Annotated in this window: 17 protein-coding genes, 6 tRNA genes and 1 other RNA gene; 9 read left to right on the top strand and 15 right to left on the bottom strand. The window is 53.9% G+C overall.

Features of this window, described 5'->3' with window-relative positions:
* Position 1 precedes the first annotated feature (1 nt).
* Entirely contained in the window at positions 2–217 is a 216-nt protein-coding gene (locus tag OKF39_RS17140) for a DUF3820 family protein (protein WP_003861328.1), read from the top strand.
* Here the strand turns inward: OKF39_RS17140 and OKF39_RS17135 are convergent.
* The gene (locus tag OKF39_RS17135; RefSeq protein WP_041908807.1) at positions 214–1,209 is read right to left on the bottom strand and encodes a bile acid:sodium symporter family protein; all 996 of its coding nucleotides are present in this window, start codon (positions 1,207–1,209) and stop codon (positions 214–216) included. The genes OKF39_RS17140 and OKF39_RS17135 overlap by 4 nt on opposite strands.
* 89 nt (positions 1,210–1,298) lie before the next feature.
* Here OKF39_RS17135 and OKF39_RS17130 point away from each other — a divergent pair, with 89 nt between their 5' ends.
* Complete coding sequence (locus OKF39_RS17130; RefSeq protein ID WP_479983184.1) at positions 1,299–2,234, top strand: LysR family transcriptional regulator; 936 nt, start codon at positions 1,299–1,301, stop codon at positions 2,232–2,234.
* Here OKF39_RS17130 and OKF39_RS17125 read toward each other — a convergent pair.
* The 6 genes from OKF39_RS17125 to OKF39_RS17100 form a co-directional block, all read right to left on the bottom strand.
* Complete coding sequence (locus OKF39_RS17125; RefSeq protein ID WP_045631028.1) at positions 2,231–2,569, bottom strand: FlxA-like family protein; 339 nt, start codon at positions 2,567–2,569, stop codon at positions 2,231–2,233. The two genes, OKF39_RS17130 and OKF39_RS17125, sit on opposite strands and share 4 nt — an antisense overlap.
* Positions 2,570–2,694: 125 nt before the next feature.
* Positions 2,695–2,823, bottom strand: a non-coding RNA gene (locus OKF39_RS17120) — RtT sRNA.
* 26 nt (positions 2,824–2,849) lie between these two features.
* A tRNA-Lys gene (locus OKF39_RS17115) sits at positions 2,850–2,925 on the bottom strand.
* A 4-nt stretch (positions 2,926–2,929) separates the two neighbouring features.
* Positions 2,930–3,005 (bottom strand) — tRNA-Val (locus OKF39_RS17110).
* Between the two features lie 29 nt (positions 3,006–3,034).
* Positions 3,035–3,110, bottom strand: a tRNA-Val gene (locus OKF39_RS17105).
* A 41-nt stretch (positions 3,111–3,151) separates the two neighbouring features.
* Positions 3,152–3,227 (bottom strand) — tRNA-Val (locus OKF39_RS17100).
* 258 nt (positions 3,228–3,485) lie between these two features.
* On the opposite strand from OKF39_RS17100, the gene gltX reads away from it, so the two are divergent.
* Positions 3,486–4,901: a glutamate--tRNA ligase gene (gene gltX, locus OKF39_RS17095; RefSeq protein ID WP_479983183.1), complete on the top strand. Its 1,416-nt coding sequence runs from the start codon at positions 3,486–3,488 to the stop codon at positions 4,899–4,901.
* 51 nt (positions 4,902–4,952) lie between these two features.
* Here gltX and OKF39_RS17090 read toward each other — a convergent pair whose 3' ends face one another.
* Complete coding sequence (locus tag OKF39_RS17090; protein ID WP_479983182.1) at positions 4,953–5,336, bottom strand: YfeC-like transcriptional regulator; 384 nt, start codon at positions 5,334–5,336, stop codon at positions 4,953–4,955.
* Position 5,337: 1 nt separating this feature from the next.
* Positions 5,338–5,700, bottom strand: a complete 363-nt coding sequence (locus tag OKF39_RS17085) for a YfeC-like transcriptional regulator (protein ID WP_047368054.1) — start codon at positions 5,698–5,700, stop codon at positions 5,338–5,340.
* A gap of 217 nt (positions 5,701–5,917) precedes the next feature.
* Between OKF39_RS17085 and OKF39_RS17080 the strand changes: the two genes are divergently transcribed.
* The 3 genes from OKF39_RS17080 (at position 5,918) to OKF39_RS17070 (ending at position 8,515) form a co-directional block, all read left to right on the top strand.
* A tRNA-Ala gene (locus tag OKF39_RS17080) sits at positions 5,918–5,993 on the top strand.
* A gap of 41 nt (positions 5,994–6,034) precedes the next feature.
* Positions 6,035–6,110 (top strand) — tRNA-Ala (locus OKF39_RS17075).
* 215 nt (positions 6,111–6,325) lie between these two features.
* Positions 6,326–8,515: a sensor domain-containing phosphodiesterase gene (locus tag OKF39_RS17070; protein ID WP_479983181.1), complete on the top strand. Its 2,190-nt coding sequence runs from the start codon at positions 6,326–6,328 to the stop codon at positions 8,513–8,515.
* Between the two features lie 43 nt (positions 8,516–8,558).
* Here the strand turns inward: OKF39_RS17070 and OKF39_RS17065 are convergent, their stop codons facing one another.
* Complete coding sequence (locus OKF39_RS17065) at positions 8,559–9,746, bottom strand: NupC/NupG family nucleoside CNT transporter (protein ID WP_008501591.1); 1,188 nt, start codon at positions 9,744–9,746, stop codon at positions 8,559–8,561.
* 346 nt (positions 9,747–10,092) lie between these two features.
* On the opposite strand from OKF39_RS17065, the gene OKF39_RS17060 reads away from it, so the two are divergent.
* Positions 10,093–11,331: an Nramp family divalent metal transporter gene (locus OKF39_RS17060; RefSeq protein ID WP_028013986.1), complete on the top strand. Its 1,239-nt coding sequence runs from the start codon at positions 10,093–10,095 to the stop codon at positions 11,329–11,331.
* A gap of 32 nt (positions 11,332–11,363) precedes the next feature.
* Here OKF39_RS17060 and OKF39_RS17055 read toward each other — a convergent pair whose 3' ends face one another.
* Together OKF39_RS17055 and mgrA are read right to left on the bottom strand one after the other, a co-directional pair.
* A complete protein-coding gene (locus OKF39_RS17055; RefSeq protein ID WP_049138779.1) occupies positions 11,364–11,720 on the bottom strand; it encodes a DUF2502 domain-containing protein in 357 nt (118 codons plus the stop codon).
* A gap of 127 nt (positions 11,721–11,847) precedes the next feature.
* Positions 11,848–12,846: an L-glyceraldehyde 3-phosphate reductase gene (gene mgrA, locus OKF39_RS17050; RefSeq protein ID WP_088204740.1), complete on the bottom strand. Its 999-nt coding sequence runs from the start codon at positions 12,844–12,846 to the stop codon at positions 11,848–11,850.
* Positions 12,847–13,031: 185 nt separating this feature from the next.
* Between mgrA and ipdC the strand changes: the two genes are divergently transcribed.
* A complete protein-coding gene (ipdC, locus tag OKF39_RS17045; RefSeq protein ID WP_479983180.1) occupies positions 13,032–14,690 on the top strand; it encodes an indolepyruvate decarboxylase in 1,659 nt (552 codons plus the stop codon).
* Here the strand turns inward: ipdC and OKF39_RS17040 are convergent, their stop codons facing one another.
* Positions 14,691–15,926, bottom strand: coding sequence for an ion channel protein (locus tag OKF39_RS17040; protein WP_236299352.1), 1,236 nt, complete (start codon positions 15,924–15,926; stop codon positions 14,691–14,693). It abuts the gene before it with no gap.
* Between the two features lie 205 nt (positions 15,927–16,131).
* On the opposite strand from OKF39_RS17040, the gene glk reads away from it, so the two are divergent.
* A complete protein-coding gene (glk, locus tag OKF39_RS17035; protein ID WP_479983179.1) occupies positions 16,132–17,097 on the top strand; it encodes a glucokinase in 966 nt (321 codons plus the stop codon).
* A gap of 38 nt (positions 17,098–17,135) precedes the next feature.
* Here glk and OKF39_RS17030 read toward each other — a convergent pair whose 3' ends face one another.
* Together OKF39_RS17030 and OKF39_RS17025 are read right to left on the bottom strand one after the other, a co-directional pair.
* Positions 17,136–17,867, bottom strand: a complete 732-nt coding sequence (locus OKF39_RS17030; RefSeq protein ID WP_479983178.1) for a LytR/AlgR family response regulator transcription factor — start codon at positions 17,865–17,867, stop codon at positions 17,136–17,138.
* A gap of 1 nt (position 17,868) precedes the next feature.
* On the bottom strand, positions 17,869–19,575 hold the full coding sequence (locus OKF39_RS17025) for a sensor histidine kinase (protein ID WP_088204741.1): 1,707 nt from the start codon (positions 19,573–19,575) through the stop codon (positions 17,869–17,871).
* Between the last annotated feature and the right edge of the window lie 197 nt (positions 19,576–19,772).

The raw sequence follows: 19,772 nt of genomic DNA, 5'->3' as shown, positions 1-19,772 counted from the left end.
CGTGGAGAAAGAGCAGCTCGTTGAGATCGCCAATACGGAAATGCCGTTCGGTAAATATAAGGGCCGCAGGCTGATCGATTTGCCGGAGGAGTACCTGCTGTGGTTCGCCCGCAAGGACGAATTCCCCGCCGGGCGCCTGGGCGAGCTGATGGCTATCACGTTACTGATCAAAACCGAGGGGCTGACCCAGCTGGTGCAGCCCCTGAAGCGTCCTTAAGCCTTCGCGGCGCGGGTCTCTTCCTGCGCCAGCTTTTCTGTCTGGCGCTTGTAGCGACGCGCCAGCACCGCGCAGACCATCAGCTGGATCTGATGGAAAATCATCAGCGGCAGCACCATCATCCCGATCACCGAGGTGGGGAACAGAATGTTCGCCATCGGGATGCCGTTCGCCAGGCTCTTTTTGGAGCCGCAGAAGACGATGGTGATCTCATCGGCTTTGCTGAAGCCGCATTTGCGCGCCACAAAAACGTTCACCGCAATGACAATTGCCAGCAGAACGAGGCTGACCACCACGATAAACAGCAGCGAGCCTGCGCCCACCTTATGCCAGATCCCGTTCACGACCGCTTCGCTGAAGGCGGAATAGACCACCAGCAGAATCGACGACTGGTCGGTTTTGGAGATCCATTTCTTATGCTTCGCCACGAACGCCCCGGTCCACGGACGCGAGAGATGGCCCAGGACAAACGGCAGCAGCAGCTGCAGGCAGATTTTGCCGACCTGCTCAAGGTTACCTTCCGCGCCGTGCATGTTCATCAGCAGGCCCACCAGCAGCGGGGAGACGAATATCCCTAACAGGCTGGATGCCGATGCGGAGCAGACCGCGGCTGCAACGTTCCCTCCGGCAAGAGAGGTAAAGGCAATGGCAGACTGCACGGTGGCCGGGAGAATACAGAGATACAGGAAACCGGTGTAGAGCGCCGGATCGACGTTAACCGGTGCCCACCAGGCAAACAGCACCCCGAGGATCGGGAACAGAATAAACGTGCTGCACATCACCCAGAGGTGCAGTCGCCAGTGGCTACCGCCAGCGATAATCGCTTCGCGGGAGAGCTTTGCGCCGTGCATAAAGAACAGCAGTGCGATGGCGGCTGTCGTCAGTCCCTCAAAAAAAGGGACGAAACCGCCGCGAGCAGGGAAGAACGAGGCCAGTAAAACGGTAGCCACCAGGGTGAGCGTAAACGGATCAAGAATACGAAATAGTTTCATAATGACTCCTGAAAACAGATGTCGCTATTGTGCTTTTTTCCATTTGAGAAATAAAATTAATTTATTGCATCCATTCATGAATTAAATAGATGAATTATTCCCTACGCCAGCTTCGCATTTTCGTCACCGTCGCCCACGCCTGCAGCTTTAGCCGGGCAGGTGAAATGATCGGCCTGAGCCAGTCGGCGGTCAGCCACAGCGTGAAAGAGCTGGAAAACCAGACCGGCGTTAGGTTGCTTGACCGCACCACGCGCGAAGTGGTCCTGACCGAAGCCGGGCAGCAGCTGGCCCTGCGTCTTGAACGGCTGCTTGATGAGCTGAACAGCACGCTCAGAGACGTGGGGAGGCTGGGGCAGCAGCTGTCGGGCACCGTGCGGGTTGCGGCCAGCCAGACGATCTCCGCGCACCTTATCCCGCAATGTATTGCCGAGGGAAACCATCGCTATCCTGATATTGATTTTGTCCTGCATGACAGACCGCAGCAGTGGGTGCTGGAGAGCATCCGCCAGGGCGATGTGGATTTTGGTATTGTGATCGATCCTGGCCAGGTGAGCGATCTGGAATGCGAAAGCGTTCTTTCTGAGCCTTTTTTGCTGCTCTGCCGTGACGACGACCCGCTGGCAGCGTTGCTCGAGGTCAGCTGGCAGTCCCTGCAGGGGGCGAACCTGGTTTTACAGGATTATGCCTCAGGCAGCCGCCCGCTGATTGATTCCGCGCTGGTGAATCAGGGCGTTAAGGCAACGATCGTGCAGGAGATTGGTCATCCGGCCACGCTGTTTCCGATGGTGGAAGCCGGAATTGGCATCAGCGTGTTGCCCGCTCTGGCGCTTCCCCTGCCGCAGGGAAGCCAGCTGGCGGTGAGGCGGCTGACGCCCGTTGTCGAACGAAAGCTGATGCTGGTGCGGCGAAAAAATCGTTCGCTCTCGGGTGCGGCGCAGGCCATCTGGGAAGTGGTGCGTATCCAGGCACAACGATTAACCGAGGCCCGCATACGCGATCCACTGTTTAACGCATCAGACGATTAGATGTAGATATCAATCTGATTAGTGTCTGACGGGCTATTCACGCCTTCTACTTTGCCCAGTTTTTGGTCCTGCTTCTTCTGAGCTTCTTCGGCCTGCTGGCGCTGCAGTGCGGCGAGCTGTGCCTGCAGCACTTTGATCTGGGTCTGAATCAGTTCCTGCTGCTTCTTCTTCTCATCTGCACTGCCGGGGCTGTTTGCCAGCTCTTTTAACTGCTGGGTCAGCTTTTTGATCTTGTCGAGAATGCGGGTGATTTGCGCAGAAATATCGTTACTGCTCGAAGAGCCACTCGCGCCGCTGGTTTGAATCTGTTGGGTTGAAGCCTGAATGGTCGTCATACTTTTTCCTCGCGTTATAAAACAGAGGTATCGGCACCGACGGGATTAGCTTGAGGAAAATGCGGCAGGTTCACATTTTTATATCGCAGATAGCAAAAAAGCGCCTTTAGGGCGCTTTTTTGCATTGGTGGGTCGTGCAGGATGACTCGCTTCGCTCGCCCTTCGGGCCGTCGCCGTAAACGGCTCCGGTGCCTCACTGCGTTCGGCTCGAACCTGCTGCAGGTTCGAATCATCCAGATCGCAGATAGCAAAAAAGCGCCTTTAGGGCGCTTTTTTACATTGGTGGGTCGTGCAGGATTCGAACCTGCGACCAATTGATTAAAAGTCAACTGCTCTACCAACTGAGCTAACGACCCGAAATGGTGGGCGATGACGGGCTCGAACCGCCGACCCCCTCCGTGTAAAGGAGATGCTCTACCAACTGAGCTAATCGCCCATTTCGGAACTGCTGTGATAAGGTGAGAATGGTGGGCGATGACGGGCTCGAACCGCCGACCCCCTCCGTGTAAAGGAGATGCTCTACCAACTGAGCTAATCGCCCAATCTCAATTCTTATCTACACTGCGAGTCTACCGAAGTAGATGGTGGGTGATGACGGGCTCGAACCGCCGACCCCCTCCGTGTAAAGGAGATGCTCTACCAACTGAGCTAATCACCCCCGCTGTGTGGAGTCGCATTATAGGGAGAGTTGAAAATGAGTCAACGCATTTTCTAAAGTTTTTATTCGTTCGTCGTAAAATTAAACAAAACGATCGCAAAATGGGCGGTGGCGCATGATTTCTAAACAAAAACAGCAAACTCCGCCACGATAAAGGGATCGACATTGAGGAATCCCCCCACAGTGATAGAATATTGCCCATCGTTTTTTCCCCGGGATTTGCCGATTGCCGGCATCTTTATAACGTAAGGCCATTTCATGAAAATCAAAACTCGCTTCGCGCCGAGCCCGACAGGCTATCTGCACGTCGGTGGTGCTCGTACTGCTCTCTATTCCTGGCTTTTTGCACGCCACAACCAAGGTGAGTTCGTGCTGCGTATAGAAGATACCGATCTTGAGCGCTCCACGCCGGAAGCAATTGAAGCCATTATGGATGGTATGAACTGGCTGAACCTGCAGTGGGACGAAGGCCCGTATTTCCAGACCAAACGTTTTGACCGCTATAACGCTGTTATTGATGAGATGCTGGTCGCGGGCACGGCGTATAAGTGCTACTGCTCCAAAGAGCGTCTGGATGCGCTGCGTGAAGAGCAGATGGCGAACGGTGAAAAACCGCGCTATGACGGCCGCTGCCGCCACGACCACAGCGAGCATGCCGCTGATGAGCCATGCGTGGTGCGTTTTGCTAACCCGCAGGATGGCTCGGTGATTTTCGACGACCAGATCCGTGGCCCGATCGAATTCAGCAACCAGGAGCTGGACGATCTGATCATACGCCGTACCGACGGTTCCCCAACCTATAACTTCTGCGTCGTGGTTGATGACTGGGATATGGAAATTACCCACGTTATCCGTGGTGAAGACCATATCAACAATACCCCACGCCAGATCAACATCCTGAAAGCGCTGAATGCACCTGTTCCGGTCTATGCGCACGTCTCCATGATCAACGGCGACGACGGTAAAAAGCTGTCTAAACGTCACGGTGCGGTCAGCGTCATGCAGTATCGCGACGACGGCTATCTGCCGGAAGCGCTGCTGAACTATCTGGTGCGTCTGGGCTGGGCTCACGGCGACCAGGAGATCTTCAGTCGCGAAGAGATGATCGAACTGTTCTCTCTGAGCTCTGTGAGCAAATCTGCCAGCGCATTCAACACCGACAAGCTGCTGTGGCTCAACCATCACTACATCAATACCATGCCGCCGGAATATGTGGCGACTTACCTGCAGTGGCACATTGAGCAGGCAAACATTGATACCCGCACTGGCCCTGAGCTGTCGGACCTGGTAAAACTGCTCGGCGAGCGCTGCAAAACGCTGAAAGAAATTGCCGAAAGCTGCCGCTACTTCTATGAAGAGTTTGATGAGTTCGACGCTGACGCCGCGAAGAAGCACCTCCGCCCGGTTGCGCGTCAGCCGCTGGAAGTGGTGCGTGACAAGCTTGCTGCGCTCACCGAGTGGACCGCTGAAAATGTGCATCACGCCATTCAGGCGACCGCAGACGAACTGGAAGTGGGCATGGGCAAAGTCGGTATGCCGCTGCGCGTTGCGGTGACCGGCGCGGGTCAGTCTCCGGCGCTGGACGTGACTGTCCATGCCATCGGCAAGTCACGCAGCGTGGCGCGCATCAACAAGGCGCTGGATTTTATTGCAGAACGTGAAAATCAGCAGTAATTAAGCCATCTATAAGAAAAACGGCAGGGTATCCTGCCGTTTTTTTGTCTTTTATTCGGCAATACCCAGACGAGCAAGAAAACCGCGTATGCCTTCGCGCTTCAGTAAGGTACCCAGACGCTGCTGTTCAAGCTCAGTCATACTCTCCAGCGTTTCGATAATGCCCGGACGCAGACGTGAAGGCTGTTCATTGTAGGATGAGGCCACCTCAGCCAGATGATAAACCGCCTGGCGGTTACGGATAGCCGGGAGGCTCATAATATGTTCCTTCACGCGTGCATCAACGTGAATGAGCCGCGCCCGACCGCCTTTTACGCCATTGAGTCCTTCGGTTTTCCACCCCTGCTGCCGTATCCAGCGATTTACCGTTTGTCTGGCAACACCCAAATTCTCCGCCAGCTCTTCCGTGGTCATTTTGCTACGTAGTCTTTTCATATTAATTCTGGTCGCGAATCCCTAAACGTTGCAACAAACCGGTAATCCCTTCCCGCAATAGCAGCGATGTCAACTGCTTCTGCTCTTCCGGCGTCATTTCATTGGCCAGCGTCAGGAGTAGGGTATGAAGTGAACCGTCAGTGCTGATGCCGTCAGGCACAGCGGATGTTTCCGTTGCCCGGCGTGCGCTGCGGATAAAGTCACGCACCTTTTCGTTCACATGCACCAGACGCGCTTTACCCCCCTGGACACCGGGCTTAGGCGACGTTATCCAACCCTCTTTGCGTACCCATTTATTGATGGTCTGTCGGCTATAGCCAGTGAGCAGGGCTAACTCTTCCGGCGTCATTCGTTCCTTGATCATGCAATTTCCTGAATATTCGTGGGGTTAATTAACGGCTCATTTTATAGCACCGTTTTACGTGAAAACGTGACAGGCTTAACTCATGACTGCGAGCAGGCTCGCAAAGTGATTCATTTGCATGATTTTTCGGCGATTGAACCGCGGCTATTGATTTTGCCGTTGACACTCCGCGGCGGAATTCATATTATGCCGCCCGTCAACATGACAGCTTTACGATGGGGCTATAGCTCAGCTGGGAGAGCGCCTGCATGGCATGCAGGAGGTCAGCGGTTCGATCCCGCTTAGCTCCACCAAACTCTGAACCCAACAGAGTGTGGTTAGTAAAGTAACATGTGGGGCTATAGCTCAGCTGGGAGAGCGCTTGCATGGCATGCAAGAGGTCAGCGGTTCGATCCCGCTTAGCTCCACCAAAATTTTAAACCCTCGTCAAAAGACGAGGGTTTTTTTTATGTTTTTGTAACACCCCTAAACGTATTTTGTTGCCAAAATGGTTTTTTTCCATATCCCACCTCAACCGAAATCAATAAATCAGTCTATAAATAGACTTCAACTTGATTCGCGTAATTAATAAACCTATTATCCATGCGGTCAATGATATGAATGGATAATAATCTCCCCCAGCTTAATGAATAGAAAATCGTATAATAATGTAAAGATATTTATAATTGCTCTGGCGATCTGTCTGATTGCGGTTCCCGTTTCCCGTTATCTCTCCCCGCGTGCAATTGTTAATGAACACGACGTTTATTTAGCGTGGCTCCCGTTAAGCGTTATGCTGGCGATTATGCTGTTATTGGGGCGCCGCGGTATTCTGCCTATTCTGATAAGTTTTATGGTTGCTAATATATTTAACGTTAATTTAGCACCACTACAATATTCAGTATTACTGTTCTGTCAGACTTTCTCCGTATTCGCTGCCTGCGGTGTTCTGCGCCTTGTGCTGGGCCGGCGCTGGCGCTACTGTATGCCCAACAGGCACATTGGGTTACGCATATTTTGGCTCGGCTTTATGGTGCCGATAGGCATTAAAATGTCGATGTATCTTGCTGGCTATTTCTTTGATTTTCCGGTCACAATCTCAACTTTCTTCGGCGAAGGAACGGTAATTTATAACGTTGTTGATATTCAAAGTCTGATATGCGCGGCGATGATTTTTACCATGATGTTCTATTATCCGTTAAGAATGATTATTAATCCTCGTTATGCCATCAAGTTCTGGCGGCGAAGTGTGAAGCCCGTGTTTTTACACAAGAAATCATTATATATATTCGTCTGGCTGATGCTGTTAATCGCCATCATCGCAATTTTATGTGCGCCTTTTGAGTCGCCTGTTATTGCGGGCTATTTGATGCCGATTATTTTCATTCTCTTTACGTTAGCGATTAGCCGTCTGAGCTACGCGCTTATCTCTCTGCTGTGGGCCACCTCTGCGCTTCTGCTGTTGACCTACAACTACAACTTTCTAAACGGAGTGGAGTCGGGCCATTCGCTCTCCTTTATCCTGTCGGTACTGATCTCTTTTGCTATCTGCCTGCTTTATATGTCGCGTATCTATCAGCGAAGCGAATGGTTGAAGCAGGGCTGGCAGGACAGAGCGCTCACCGATCCGCTGACAGGATTACCCAACATTCGTGCGCTGGAAGATTTTCTCCTCGACCACCCGGATGCCAAAGTGTGTTGCCTGAGAATGGATAATCTGGAGTTTTTGAGCCGCCATTACGGCATTCTCATGCGGGTGCACTGCAAACGAATGATCACGTCCTCTCTCCAGCCGCTGTTGCAAAAAGATGAGACGCTTTTCCAGCTGCCGGGAAGCGAGCTGGTGCTGGTATTGCTTGGGCAGGGAACGGCCGAGCGCCTCCAGCATATGGTTGATCGGCTGAACAGCCGTAAGATTTTCTGGAACAATACCGGGCTGGATATCGAATTTGGCGCCTCCTGGGGAATGGTCGAAAACGGTGAGAAACTGCACCACACGCTGGGGCAACTGAGCTGGCTGGCCGAGCAATCCTGCGGAGCGCACAACGTTCTTGCGCTGACGAATAGCCTGGAAGCTGCATCAGGACAAACAACGGAGCGTGTCCTGATGCTGGCGCGGATTAAGCACGCCCTGGAGGCGGGGCAGTTCCATTTGTATGCGCAGCCGATCCAGAAGGCGGACGGTAGCGGGTACTACGAAATTCTGGCGCGTATGGAGAGCGAGGGCGAGATCATCACCCCTGACCGCTTTATTCCCCTGATTGCCCAGTTCAACCTCAGCCACCGGTTTGATATGTGCGTCATGGAAAAATTACTGCTGTGGCTGCGCGATCACCCAGCGACGCAGGCTGGCGCCCGTTTCTCTGTCAATCTGATGCCGCTTACGCTGATGCAAAATGAGGTGGCGACTGAGATTTGTGCGCTCTTTGAACGGTACGGCGTTGCGCCTCAGGCTGTCGTGATTGAGATCACCGAAGAGCAGGCCTTCTCCAATTCCGGCTGCAGCATCCACAACATTCAGCAGCTGCGGGATTACGGTTTCAGGATTGCCATCGATGATTTTGGAACCGGCTACGCCAACTACGAGCGTCTGAGACGCCTGCAGGCAGACATCATTAAAATTGACGGCTGCTTCGTGAAAGATATTTGTACTGATGATATGGACGCAATGATCGTCCAGTCAATATGTAATCTGGCGAAGACGAAATCACTGTGCGTGGTGGCCGAATATGTTGAGACGCCAGCGCAGCGGGAGATGCTGCTACGCTTCGGCGTGGACTATCTCCAGGGCTACCTGATAGGCAAACCCAAACCGCTGGAAGAATTGCGGGCATAAAAAAACCGGGAGCAAGTCTCCCGGTTTTTTTTTACGCTAAACGTTACAGAACCAGCGCAGCAATAGAAGCAGACAGGACGCTCACCAGGGTGGAGCCGTAAACCAGTTTCAGGCCAAAGCGAGAAACCACGTTACCCTGTTCTTCGTTCAGGCCTTTAATCGCACCGGCGATAATACCGATGGACGAGAAGTTCGCGAAGGAGACCAGGAATACGGACAGAATGCCTTCCGCACGTGGAGAGAGCGTGCTGGCGATTTTCTGCAGATCCATCATCGCAACGAATTCGTTAGAAACCAGCTTGGTCGCCATGATACTGCCTACCTGCAGCGCTTCATGAGCCGGAACACCCATCACCCATGCGACAGGGTAGAAGATGTAGCCCAGGATGCCCTGGAAGGAGATGCCCAGCACTGCGGCGAACAGGGCGTTCAGTGCGGAGATCAGGGCGATAAAGCCGATCAGCATTGCGGCAACGATAATCGCCACTTTGAAACCGGCCAGGATGTACTCACCCAGCATTTCGAAGAAGCTCTGACCTTCGTGCAGGTTAGACATCTGGATGTTCTCTTCGCTGGCGTCAACACGATACGGGTTTATCAGCGACAGAACGATAAAGGTGCTGAACATATTCAGAACCAGCGCTGCAACCACATATTTTGGCTCCAGCATGGTCATGTACGCGCCCACGATAGACATGGAAACGGTAGACATCGCGGTTGCCGCCATGGTGTACATGCGGTTACGGGACATTTTGCCGAGGATATCTTTATACGCGATGAAGTTCTCAGACTGACCGAGGATCAGGGAACTTACGGCGTTGAAAGATTCCAGCTTGCCCATGCCGTTTACTTTGGATAACAGGAAACCAATGCCACGAATAACGAACGGCAGAACGCGGATGTGCTGCAGAATACCGATCAGCGCGGAGATGAAGACGATTGGGCACAGTACCTTCAGGAAGAAGAATGCCAGACCTTCGTCGTTCATTTTACCGAAGACAAAGTTTGTCCCTTCGTTGGCGAATCCGAGCAGTTTTTCGAACATTTCGGAGAAGCCTTTCACGAAGCCGAGGCCTACGTTGGAGTTCAGGAAGAACCACGCAAGTAAAACTTCAATGACCAGCAGCTGGACAACATAACGAATACGAATTTTTTTGCGGTCTGTGCTGACCAGCAATGCGAGTGCAGTAACGACAACAAGTGCCAGGACAAAATGAAGGACGCGGTCCATATTTGCTCCAAATATGAGGCAGGTTTAATTTTCGTGCACATTCTATGTAACAAGCGAAAAGAAAACGAGATCAGGGACACACTATAGTTACATCCTGTGACGAGTCTCAAAATTAGTGATCCACAATACATTTTTGTTATGTTAGGTAAATGAGTGAAAAGTTAAGTTTGTGTGCTACGCTTCACAAATGACCGCGCATTTTCACATTCTGTGATGTCGCACCACCTGCCCATCTATTGTTCTTAGCTATCAGAGAAATCATTTTAAACTCTCTAAATGATCTTGATAATCATTCTCATTTTGATAGCATTAAACATAGCAAAGGCTATATTTCCAGAGGCAGATAATGACAAACAGTCGCGTAGAGGGTAGCAGTGGTAGAGCCGCGCGCAAGTTGCGGTTCGCATTAATGGGACCTGCTTTTATTGCTGCCATCGGCTATATCGATCCGGGTAATTTTGCGACCAATATTCAGGCCGGGGCCAGTTTCGGCTATAAGCTGCTGTGGGTGGTCGTCTGGGCAAACCTGATGGCGATGCTGATTCAGATGCTCTCTGCAAAACTGGGGATTGCCACGGGTAAAAACCTGGCGGAGCAAATTCGCGACCATTATCCCCGTCCGGCGGTGTGGCTCTACTGGGTTCAGGCGGAAATTATCGCCATGGCAACCGATCTCGCTGAATTTATCGGGGCAGCGATCGGCTTTAAGCTGATTCTGGGCGTGTCGCTGTTACAGGGGGCGGTGCTGACCGGGATTGCCACATTCCTGATCCTGATGCTGCAACGTCGGGGTCAAAAACCGCTGGAGAAGGTCATTGGTGGCCTGCTGCTGTTTGTTGCTGCGGCGTACATCGTCGAGCTGATTTTCTCACAGCCGAATCTGGCGCAGCTCGCGAAAGGCATGGTGATCCCAAGCCTGCCAACCTCGGAAGCGGTTTTCCTGGCCGCCGGGGTACTTGGGGCGACCATTATGCCGCATGTCATTTATTTGCACTCCTCTTTGACCCAGCATCTGCACGGCGGGACGCGTAAAGAACGCTACTCGGCAACCAAATGGGATGTGGCAATCGCCATGACCATCGCGGGTTTTGTGAATCTGGCGATGATGGCCACCGCAGCCGCCGCTTTCCACTTTAACGGTCATACTGGTGTCGCCGATCTCGACCAGGCTTACCTCACGCTTGAGCCGTTACTGAGCCATGCTGCTGCCACGATATTTGGTCTGAGCCTGGTTGCCGCCGGTCTCTCCTCCACGGTGGTGGGGACGCTGGCAGGGCAGGTGGTGATGCAGGGATTTGTTCGCTTCCATATTCCATTGTGGGTGCGTCGTTTTATCACCATGCTTCCGTCGTTTATCGTGATTCTGATGGGGCTCGATCCAACGCGAATTCTGGTGATGAGCCAGGTGCTGCTGAGCTTTGGTATTGCGCTGGCGCTGGTGCCGCTGCTGATTTTCACCAGCAATAAAACTCTGATGGGCGAACTGGTTAATACGACGCTGGTGAAACGGGCCGGGTGGGCCATCGTGGTGGTCGTCGTAGCGCTAAACCTGTGGCTGTTGATTGGCACCGCGCTGGGGCTATAAAAGAAAAAGGAGCCGGGAGGCTCCTTTTTGCATTAATGATGACCGTGACCGTGACCGTGACCACCGCGTCCTTTTCCGCCGTGACCCCAGCCGCCGCGGCGGTCGTCACGATCTTTCCAGCCTTCGCGGTAGCCGCGCTCATAGGCGTTGTTTTTATACCAGCCGCGATGCAGGCCGTTATCGTGCCTGCGCCAGCGGTCACCCCGCCATTCATAATGACGGTGCCAGTAATCACGGTCGCGCCAGTAGCCACCGTCCCAGTATCTGCCGTAGTCGTCACGATCGCCAATTTGTAATTTTACTGATGGCAACAGGGTGATTTCGCCCGCAGTGGCGACGAGCGGGGCCGAAGCCAGTAATACCGCTGCAAGAATCAGTGACCTGAACATACTCTTTCTCCTTCACGATCGGGGCCTTCGTGGGGCCTGTTAACGCAATATTACGAGTTGGTAAAGGCTCGTTTCATCGCCTCAACTCCGAATTCCCGAGGGAGAGCACTTTTTGCTAAAAGTGGTTTTATTTTGAACTGCTCAGGATCTGGTCGATTAGAGAAAGTTCTTCTGCGGTAAACTGGCGGTTTTCCAGCATACCCACGGCATCATCAATCTGAGCCGTTTTGCTGGCCCCGATCAGCACCGACGTGACCTCCTCATGGCGTAACACCCAGGCAAGCGCCATCTGCGAGAGTTTCTGGCCGCGGCTTTCTGCCAGGGCGTTTAGCTGGCGCACCTTCTCAAGCTTCTCTTCGGTGATCTGTTCCGGGTTAAGGAATTGACTGCCGCTTGCCGCACGGGAATCGGCGGGAATACCGTTAAGATACCGGTTGGTCAACTGTCCCCCTGCCAGCGGCGAGAAGGGAATACAGCCGACCCCTTTTTCCTGCAGAACATCCAGCAAACCCTCTTCCGGCGCACGTTCGAACATCGAGTATTTCGGCTGGTGGATCAGGCAGGGCGTGCCCAGGTCATTCAGGATATCAATCGCTTTTCGCGCCAGCTCGGCAGGATAGTTGGATAACCCGACATACAGGGCTTTGCCCTGGCGCACCAGATGGTCAAGCGCTTTCATGGTTTCCTGTAGCGGCGTTTCCGGGTCCGGACGGTGATGATAGAAGATATCGACATATTCCAGCCCCATGCGCTTCAGGCTTTGATCGAGGCTTGCCAGCAGATATTTGCGCGATCCCCAGTCGCCGTAAGGGCCGTCCCACATGGTATATCCCGCTTTCGTGGAGACGATCAATTCGTCGCGCCAGGGCAGGAAATCCTCCTGCAAAATACGGCCGAAATTACGCTCGGCGGACCCCGGCGGGGGACCATAGTTATTGGCAAGGTCGAAATGCGTAATACCCAGATCGAACGCGCGCTGTAAAAGTTGACGGCTATTTTCGATGAGCGTGGCGTCACCAAAGTTATGCCACAGCCCCAGCGAGACCGCGGGCAACCTGAGTCCGCTTCGCCCACAGCGGCGATACTCCATTGTCTGATAACGATTTTTGTCCGGCTGATAACCCATTCGTATGACCTCTCGTGCTGAAGAGAAAAATCAGTGTATACGTTTACATTAACGTGAAAAAAAGCAGCATAGCTCAGCATTTTTTGTAAAGCATTCTTTCCATAGCCTTCTTATGGCCAATTCTGGACAGCCATCACGCTTATTTAATACTCAAAGTGAGGTCAACATCAGAAGGATACCTGTTTATGCGTACCCCGTACTGCGTCGCCGATTACCTGCTGGACCGTCTTACAGATTGTGGAGCCGATCATCTGTTTGGCGTGCCGGGCGACTATAACCTGCAGTTTCTCGACCACGTAATAGACAGCCCGGATATCTGCTGGGTGGGCTGTGCCAATGAGTTAAACGCCTCTTATGCCGCTGACGGATATGCCCGCTGTAAGGGCTTCGCCGCGCTGCTGACAACGTTTGGCGTCGGAGAATTAAGTGCCATGAACGGCATTGCGGGCAGCTATGCCGAGCACGTTCCGGTGCTGCATATTGTTGGCGCGCCGGGGATGGCGTCTCAGCAAAGGGGGGAACTGCTGCACCATACGCTGGGCGATGGTGAGTTCCGCCATTTTTACCATATGAGCGAGCCGATCACCGTTGCACAGGCGATCCTGACCGAACAAAACGCCTGTTATGAAATCGACCGGGTACTAACGACGATGCTCCGGGAACGTCGTCCCGGCTATTTGATGTTACCTGCCGATGTGGCAAAAAAAGCCGCTACGCCGCCTGTAAACGCTCTCACGCTTCGGCATGCGCATGCCGATAGCGCCTGCCTGAAAGCGTTCCGGGATGCTGCGGAGCGTCAACTGGCAGCGAGTAAGCGTAACGCGCTGTTAGCGGATTTTCTTGTCCTGCGCCATGGGTTGAAGCACGCGCTGCAGAAGTGGGTGAAGGATGTGCCGATGGCGCATGCCACGATGCTGATGGGCAAAGGCATATTCGACGAACGTAACGCCGGTTTTTACGGTACATACAGCGGTTCAGCCAGTGCCGGTCCGGTAAAAGAGGCGATAGAGGGAGCGGATACGGTGCTGTGCATCGGCACGCGTTTTACCGATACTCTGACGGCCGGGTTTACCCATCAGTTAACGCCTGCACAGACGATAGAAGTCCAGCCTCATGCCGCCCGCGTCGGCGATATCTGGTTTACCGGCATCCCGATGGCCCAGGCCATTGAAGCGCTGCTGGAGCTGTGCAAACAGCATATTCACGATAAGCCTGTTCCGGCATCGTACAGCGCGATGAATTTCCCTCAGCCGGACGGCTCGCTTACGCAGGAGAATTTCTGGCAAACGCTGCAAACGTTTATTCGCCCGGGAGACATCATCCTGGCCGATCAGGGCACCTCGGCCTTCGGCGCGATTGATCTGCGTTTGCCTGCCGACGTGAATTTTATCGTCCAGCCGCTGTGGGGCTCGATCGGCTACACCCTGGCCGCGGCGTTCGGGGCGCAAACGGCATGCCCGAACCGGCGCGTGATTGTGCTGACGGGGGATGGCGCGGCACAGCTGACCATTCAGGAGCTCGGGTCAATGTTGCGTGATAAACAACATCCCATCATTCTGGTGCTCAACAACGAAGGATACACGGTTGAAAGGGCAATTCACGGGCCGGAACAGCGTTACAATGACATTGCGCTATGGAACTGGACGCAAATCCCGCAGGCCCTGAGCCTCGATCCTCAGGCCCAGTGCTGGCAAGTCAGTGAAGCGGAGCAGCTGGCGGACGTGCTGGAAAAAGTAGCGCACCACGAGCGGCTCTCGCTAATTGAGGTGATGCTGCCAAAAGCGGATATCCCACCGCTGCTGGGGGCTATTACCAAAGCGCTGGAAGCGCGCAATAGCGCCTGATTATTTGTCGTTTCGCCAGGCCATCATCATCGGTTTGCCCGCCAGCAGGAGCCAGGCGGGCAACATCACGATGCAGAGCAGCGGGAACAGCGTCGAATCCGGCACCACCACTGCCGCCATAAACAGGCTCAGCCATGCATCGCGCGTCACCACCAGTACCAGCCCCAGAATAGAGCAGGAGACGGTAATCGCCGCCGGAACCGCGTCGACATGCTCGTGCAGCATCAGCCCCAGCGCCACGCCGACAAACACCGCCGGGAAGATACGCCCGCCGCGGAAACCGCACGCTGCAGCAACGACAAGCGCCGCCAGCTTGATGACGGCAAACAACAGGTAATCGGACACGCTAAACACCTGGCTGAAGGCCAGCTGCTGCATCTCGTCCAGACCTTTGAACAGGGTCACCGTTCCGCCAATTGCCCCTAAAATACCGAGGATTAGCCCCCCTGTTCCCAGAATCAATACCGGATGTTTGAGTTTATGCACCAGCCGGTGCAGGCGCGGAAGACACCATACCGCCACCATGCCCAGCGCGATGGCGATCGCGACGACGATGGCGCCGCTGAATATATCTGCAATCCGCATCTCTCCGTAGTGCGGCAGAGAGAGGGAAAAATGGGGATGGAAAAACAGGCTTGTCGTCAGCGCGCCGGCAGCCGCGGCCATCAGTGGAGCGAACAGCTTATCCCAGAGTGGGACGTCGTTATCACTGGCCAACGTCTGAGAAAAGATCAGGGCAGCAGCGACAGGCGTGCCAAAAAGCGCCCCGATGGTGCCTGCGGAGGCGAGGATGGTCCAGTCCAGCGCGCCGACGCGAGGCAGAATGCGTGCGCCGAGGAACACCGCCAGGCCAATATTCACCGCCATAATCGGATGCTCGGGACCCAGGCTGACGCCGCCCGCCAGGCCCACGATCAACGCGACGATCAGCCCCGGCAGTGCAGAGGGGGGAACCGGAGCGCCAATCAGAGGTTCAAGCGCCGGGTCCGGTCCGGCGTGGCCGGGACTGAAACGGATCGCCAGACCCACCGCAATACCGGTTAACGTCAGCATCAGGATGATCCACGCCGAAGAATCCGCGGTGACCCCCAGTTTTGCCGGAAGCGCTGTCCATAAGAGAGTTTGCAGCACCGACGCGATTTTCATCACGACGATAAGGACCAGGCTTGAGGCCACGCCAATGATCAGCGCCGGAATTGCCAGCAACAGCATGGTTCTGGCTCGCGGGTGGAGCATGATGATTTCCTTGTACAAAATGCAATGACGTTACTTTGCATATTAAGCCTTATGGCAATAGTGCAAAAGGTGCTGAAACGGTAAAGTTATTCTGTGACGAAGATCGATAATCCACGGGCATTCACCTTCCGGTCGTTGTTGTTATCACGCCTTGAATTTACAGTGTCCGAAAGATTTATTCTGACTTTAGCGGAGCAGTAGAAGAATGACAAAGTATGCTTTGGTAGGCGATGTGGGCGGCACGAACGCGCGTCTCGCATTATGCGATGTAAGTAGCGGTGAAATTTCCCGGGCGAAGACCTACTCAGGGCTGGATTACCCAAGCCTTGAGGCCGTTGTTCGCGTCTATCTGGAAGAGCATCAGGTGAGCGTCGAAGACGGCTGCATCGCCATTGCCTGCCCGATAACCGGCGACTGGGTCGCAATGACCAACCATACCTGGGCATTCTCCATCGCAGAGATGAAAAAGAATCTCGGTTTTGCGCATCTGGAAATCATCAATGACTTCACCGCGGTGTCCATGGCGATCCCGATGCTGAAGCCGGAGCACCTGATTCAGTTTGGCGGCGCTGAACCGGTCGAAGGCAAGCCGATTGCGGTTTACGGGGCCGGTACCGGCCTGGGCGTGTCGCACCTGGTGCATGTTGCTCAGCGCTGGGTGAGCCTGCCGGGTGAAGGCGGCCATGTGGACTTTGCGCCAAACAGCGAAGAAGAGGGCATTATCCTCGAAGAGTTACGCGCGGAGATCGGCCACGTTTCCGCCGAGCGGGTCCTGTCAGGACCGGGGCTGGTGAACCTGTATCGTGCGATTGTGAAATCGGACGGTCGTCTGCCGGAAAATCTGCAGCCGAAAGACGTCACTGAACGCGCGCTGGCGGACAGCTGCATCGACTGCCGTCGCGCTCTTTCGCTGTTCTGCGTTATTATGGGACGGTTCGGCGGCAACCTGGCGCTAACGCTGGGCACCTTTGGCGGGGTCTATATTGCGGGCGGGATCGTGCCGCGCTTCCTCGACTTCTTTAAAGCCTCCGGTTTCCGCGGCGGGTTTGAAGATAAAGGGCGTTTCAAAAGCTACGTACAGGACATTCCCGTTTATCTCATCGTGCATGATAACCCAGGCCTGCTGGGTTCGGGTGCCCATCTGCGTCAGGTTCTCGGTCAAATTCTCTGATGTATCATTACCCTCTCCCGCGGGAGAGGGCTCTTTCGTTACAGGTGCATCAGCTGGCGGAATTCTTTCACTTTGCTGCGGCTCACTGGCACCTGAAAATCCAAATCCTTAAGGCGCAAAATATAGGTGTTGTTAAACCACGGTTCGATCTCGCGGATCTTGTTTAAATTGACGCAAAACGAACGGTGGCAGCGGAAAAAGTGGGCTGCCGGAAGCTTGCTGCAGAATTCGGTAATGTTCATCGCCATGACATACGATTCCCGCCGCGTATAGACAAACGTCATCTTTTCGTGCGCTTCGGCGTAGTAGATATCGTTGACCGGGGTCACGATGATGCGCTCATCTTTGACCAGATTAATGGTGTCGTTTTCCCGTATCGTCGGGCTGGCGGTAGCCGGAGCGCTCTGTTGCTGCCATGCGGCCTCCAGCTTTTGCAGCATGCTGACAATTCGCGACTCCTGGTAAGGCTTCAGAATATAGTCAAATGCCTCCAGCTCGAAGGCTTCTACGGCATGCTCTTTCCATGCGGTAACGAACACAATAAACGGCTTATGGGCAAACTGATTGATATTTTGCGCCAGCAGCACGCCGTCCAGCGAGGGAATATTGATATCCAGAAAAATCGCGTCAACCCGGTTATGCTGCTGAAACTTCAGCACGTCCAGACCATCATCAAACGTACCCACAATCTCCATCTGGCTGTGGGTTTTGATAAGCCAGGTTAGTTCCTGTTGAGCCAGGAATTCATCTTCAACGATGATGACTTTCATATTACTCACCCTGAGGTAATAAAGATGTCGCCGCATGAACAGGGGAGCGCTCATTCGGGACGTAAAAAGCGATTTCAGTGCCTGGTTCAAGACGATGAATATGCAGCCCGTCGCCGTAGAGAAGCTTGACTCTGTGGTGCACGTTCAGCAGCCCGATTTTATTCCCGGGCATCTCGTTAGACTCCACGCGCTCAATGACTTTTGGGTCAATCCCGTGGCCGGTATCGCGCACCGCAATTCGCACCCGGTTGCCGCTTTCGGTGATGCTGATGGTGACCACCCCTTTGCCTTTACAGGGCTGAATACCGTGAACAATCGCGTTTTCAACCAGCGGCTGGATCAGCAGGCTCGGGATCACGCAATTGACCTCTTCATCAATATCGTAAATCACCGTGAGCTTGTCGCCAAAGCGCGCCTGCTCAATCGCGATATAGTCTTTGATCTGATAAAGCTCTTTTTTAATGTCTATCTGCTCGTCATCTTTCAGTTCGATGTTGTAGCGCAGATAGCGCGACAGGTTAAAAATCAGCTGGCGCGCGGTGTCCGGATTCAAACGAATGGAAGAGGAGATAGCGTTGAGCGCGTTAAACAGGAAATGGGGATTAATTTTGCTCTGCAGCGCGCGCAGCTCTGCCTTATTTGCCATCTCACGCAGCTGTTCTGCCCGGGAGACCTCCAGCTGAGTAGAGATAATCTGCGACAGGCCAATGGCCATCTCCTGCAGCGTGGAGGTGATCTGATGCGCGTGGCAGTAATAAATTTTCAGCGTGCCCGTTACAACGCCTTTTTCCCATAGCGGGATCACCAGCATCGAGTGAATTTCCGGCGTTCGGTGAGCTTCATCATTGTTTTTAATGATGATTTTTCCGTAGTTAATCGCCTGTCTGGTGGTCGGACTAATGGTGTCATCACTGTCGCGATAGTTGTGTTCTCCAACGCCTACGTAGGCCAGCACGTGGTCGATATTGGTAATGGCGACGGCGTCAGCGTGAATGTCATGGCGGATGATCTCGCAGACCTGGCGCAGCGACTCCGCGTTAACGTGGCGAAAGAGCGGCAGCGTTTTGTTGGCAATATCCAGCGCCAGCTTGGCCTGACGGGCGGCGCTGGCCTCTTTTTCCCCTTCAACGCTCTGTACCAGCAGCACGATAAAACCGATGCAGACGCTGCCCAGGATCATAGGAATACCGATTTTCGAGACGATATCCAGCCCCAGCGCGGTGGTGGGGGCCCAGACGACGACAAGGACCATGGTCAGCGTTTCGCACACCATGCCCGCAGCAATCCCGGCGCGCCAGCGCTGTTTTTTGGGGATCTTGCGGCCGATCCAGCCGGAAAGCACCCCGGCGATAATGCTGGTGATAAAGCATGGCACTGCCGTTACGCCACCGATATCAATCAAGTAGCGATGGGTCCCGGCAATCACGCCGGTGATGACACCCACCCACGGGCCAAACAAAATTCCGCCGGACATGACGGCGATAATGCGCACGTTAACCAGCGAACCCTCTACCGGCACCCCGGACCAGGTGCTAAACAGTGCGAACAGAGAAAAGATGGCGGTAACGGCCAGCAGCTCTTTCGGCGAGTGTGCGGATTTATGCAAAAGCTCGCGAAACAGGCGAATGCGAATCAGGAAGAACAGGCAAATCAGCATTAATGCCGCACGGTCAAAAACCGCCAGCAGCATAGTGAATATCTCGTGCACGGAGCAGACCTGGGCAAACGGGAAAGAACCATGATAAAAAACCTGGGGCGTATTGACCAGCTATCCGTCGGGTTTATCAAATGAGGAAAAACCATATTTTACAAAGGGGATTGTCAGGTGAGGATTGATGCTACCCGATTTTTTCTCAGCGCCAAATCACCAGGTAACTGTTTTGATATCATTGTGTTAAATAACGG

It is taken from the genome of Enterobacter cloacae complex sp. HYC042_NIDB, from assembly GCF_056673315.1.
Note: the sequence above shows the minus strand (reverse complement) of the source record. Positions and strands in the feature narration are given on the sequence as shown.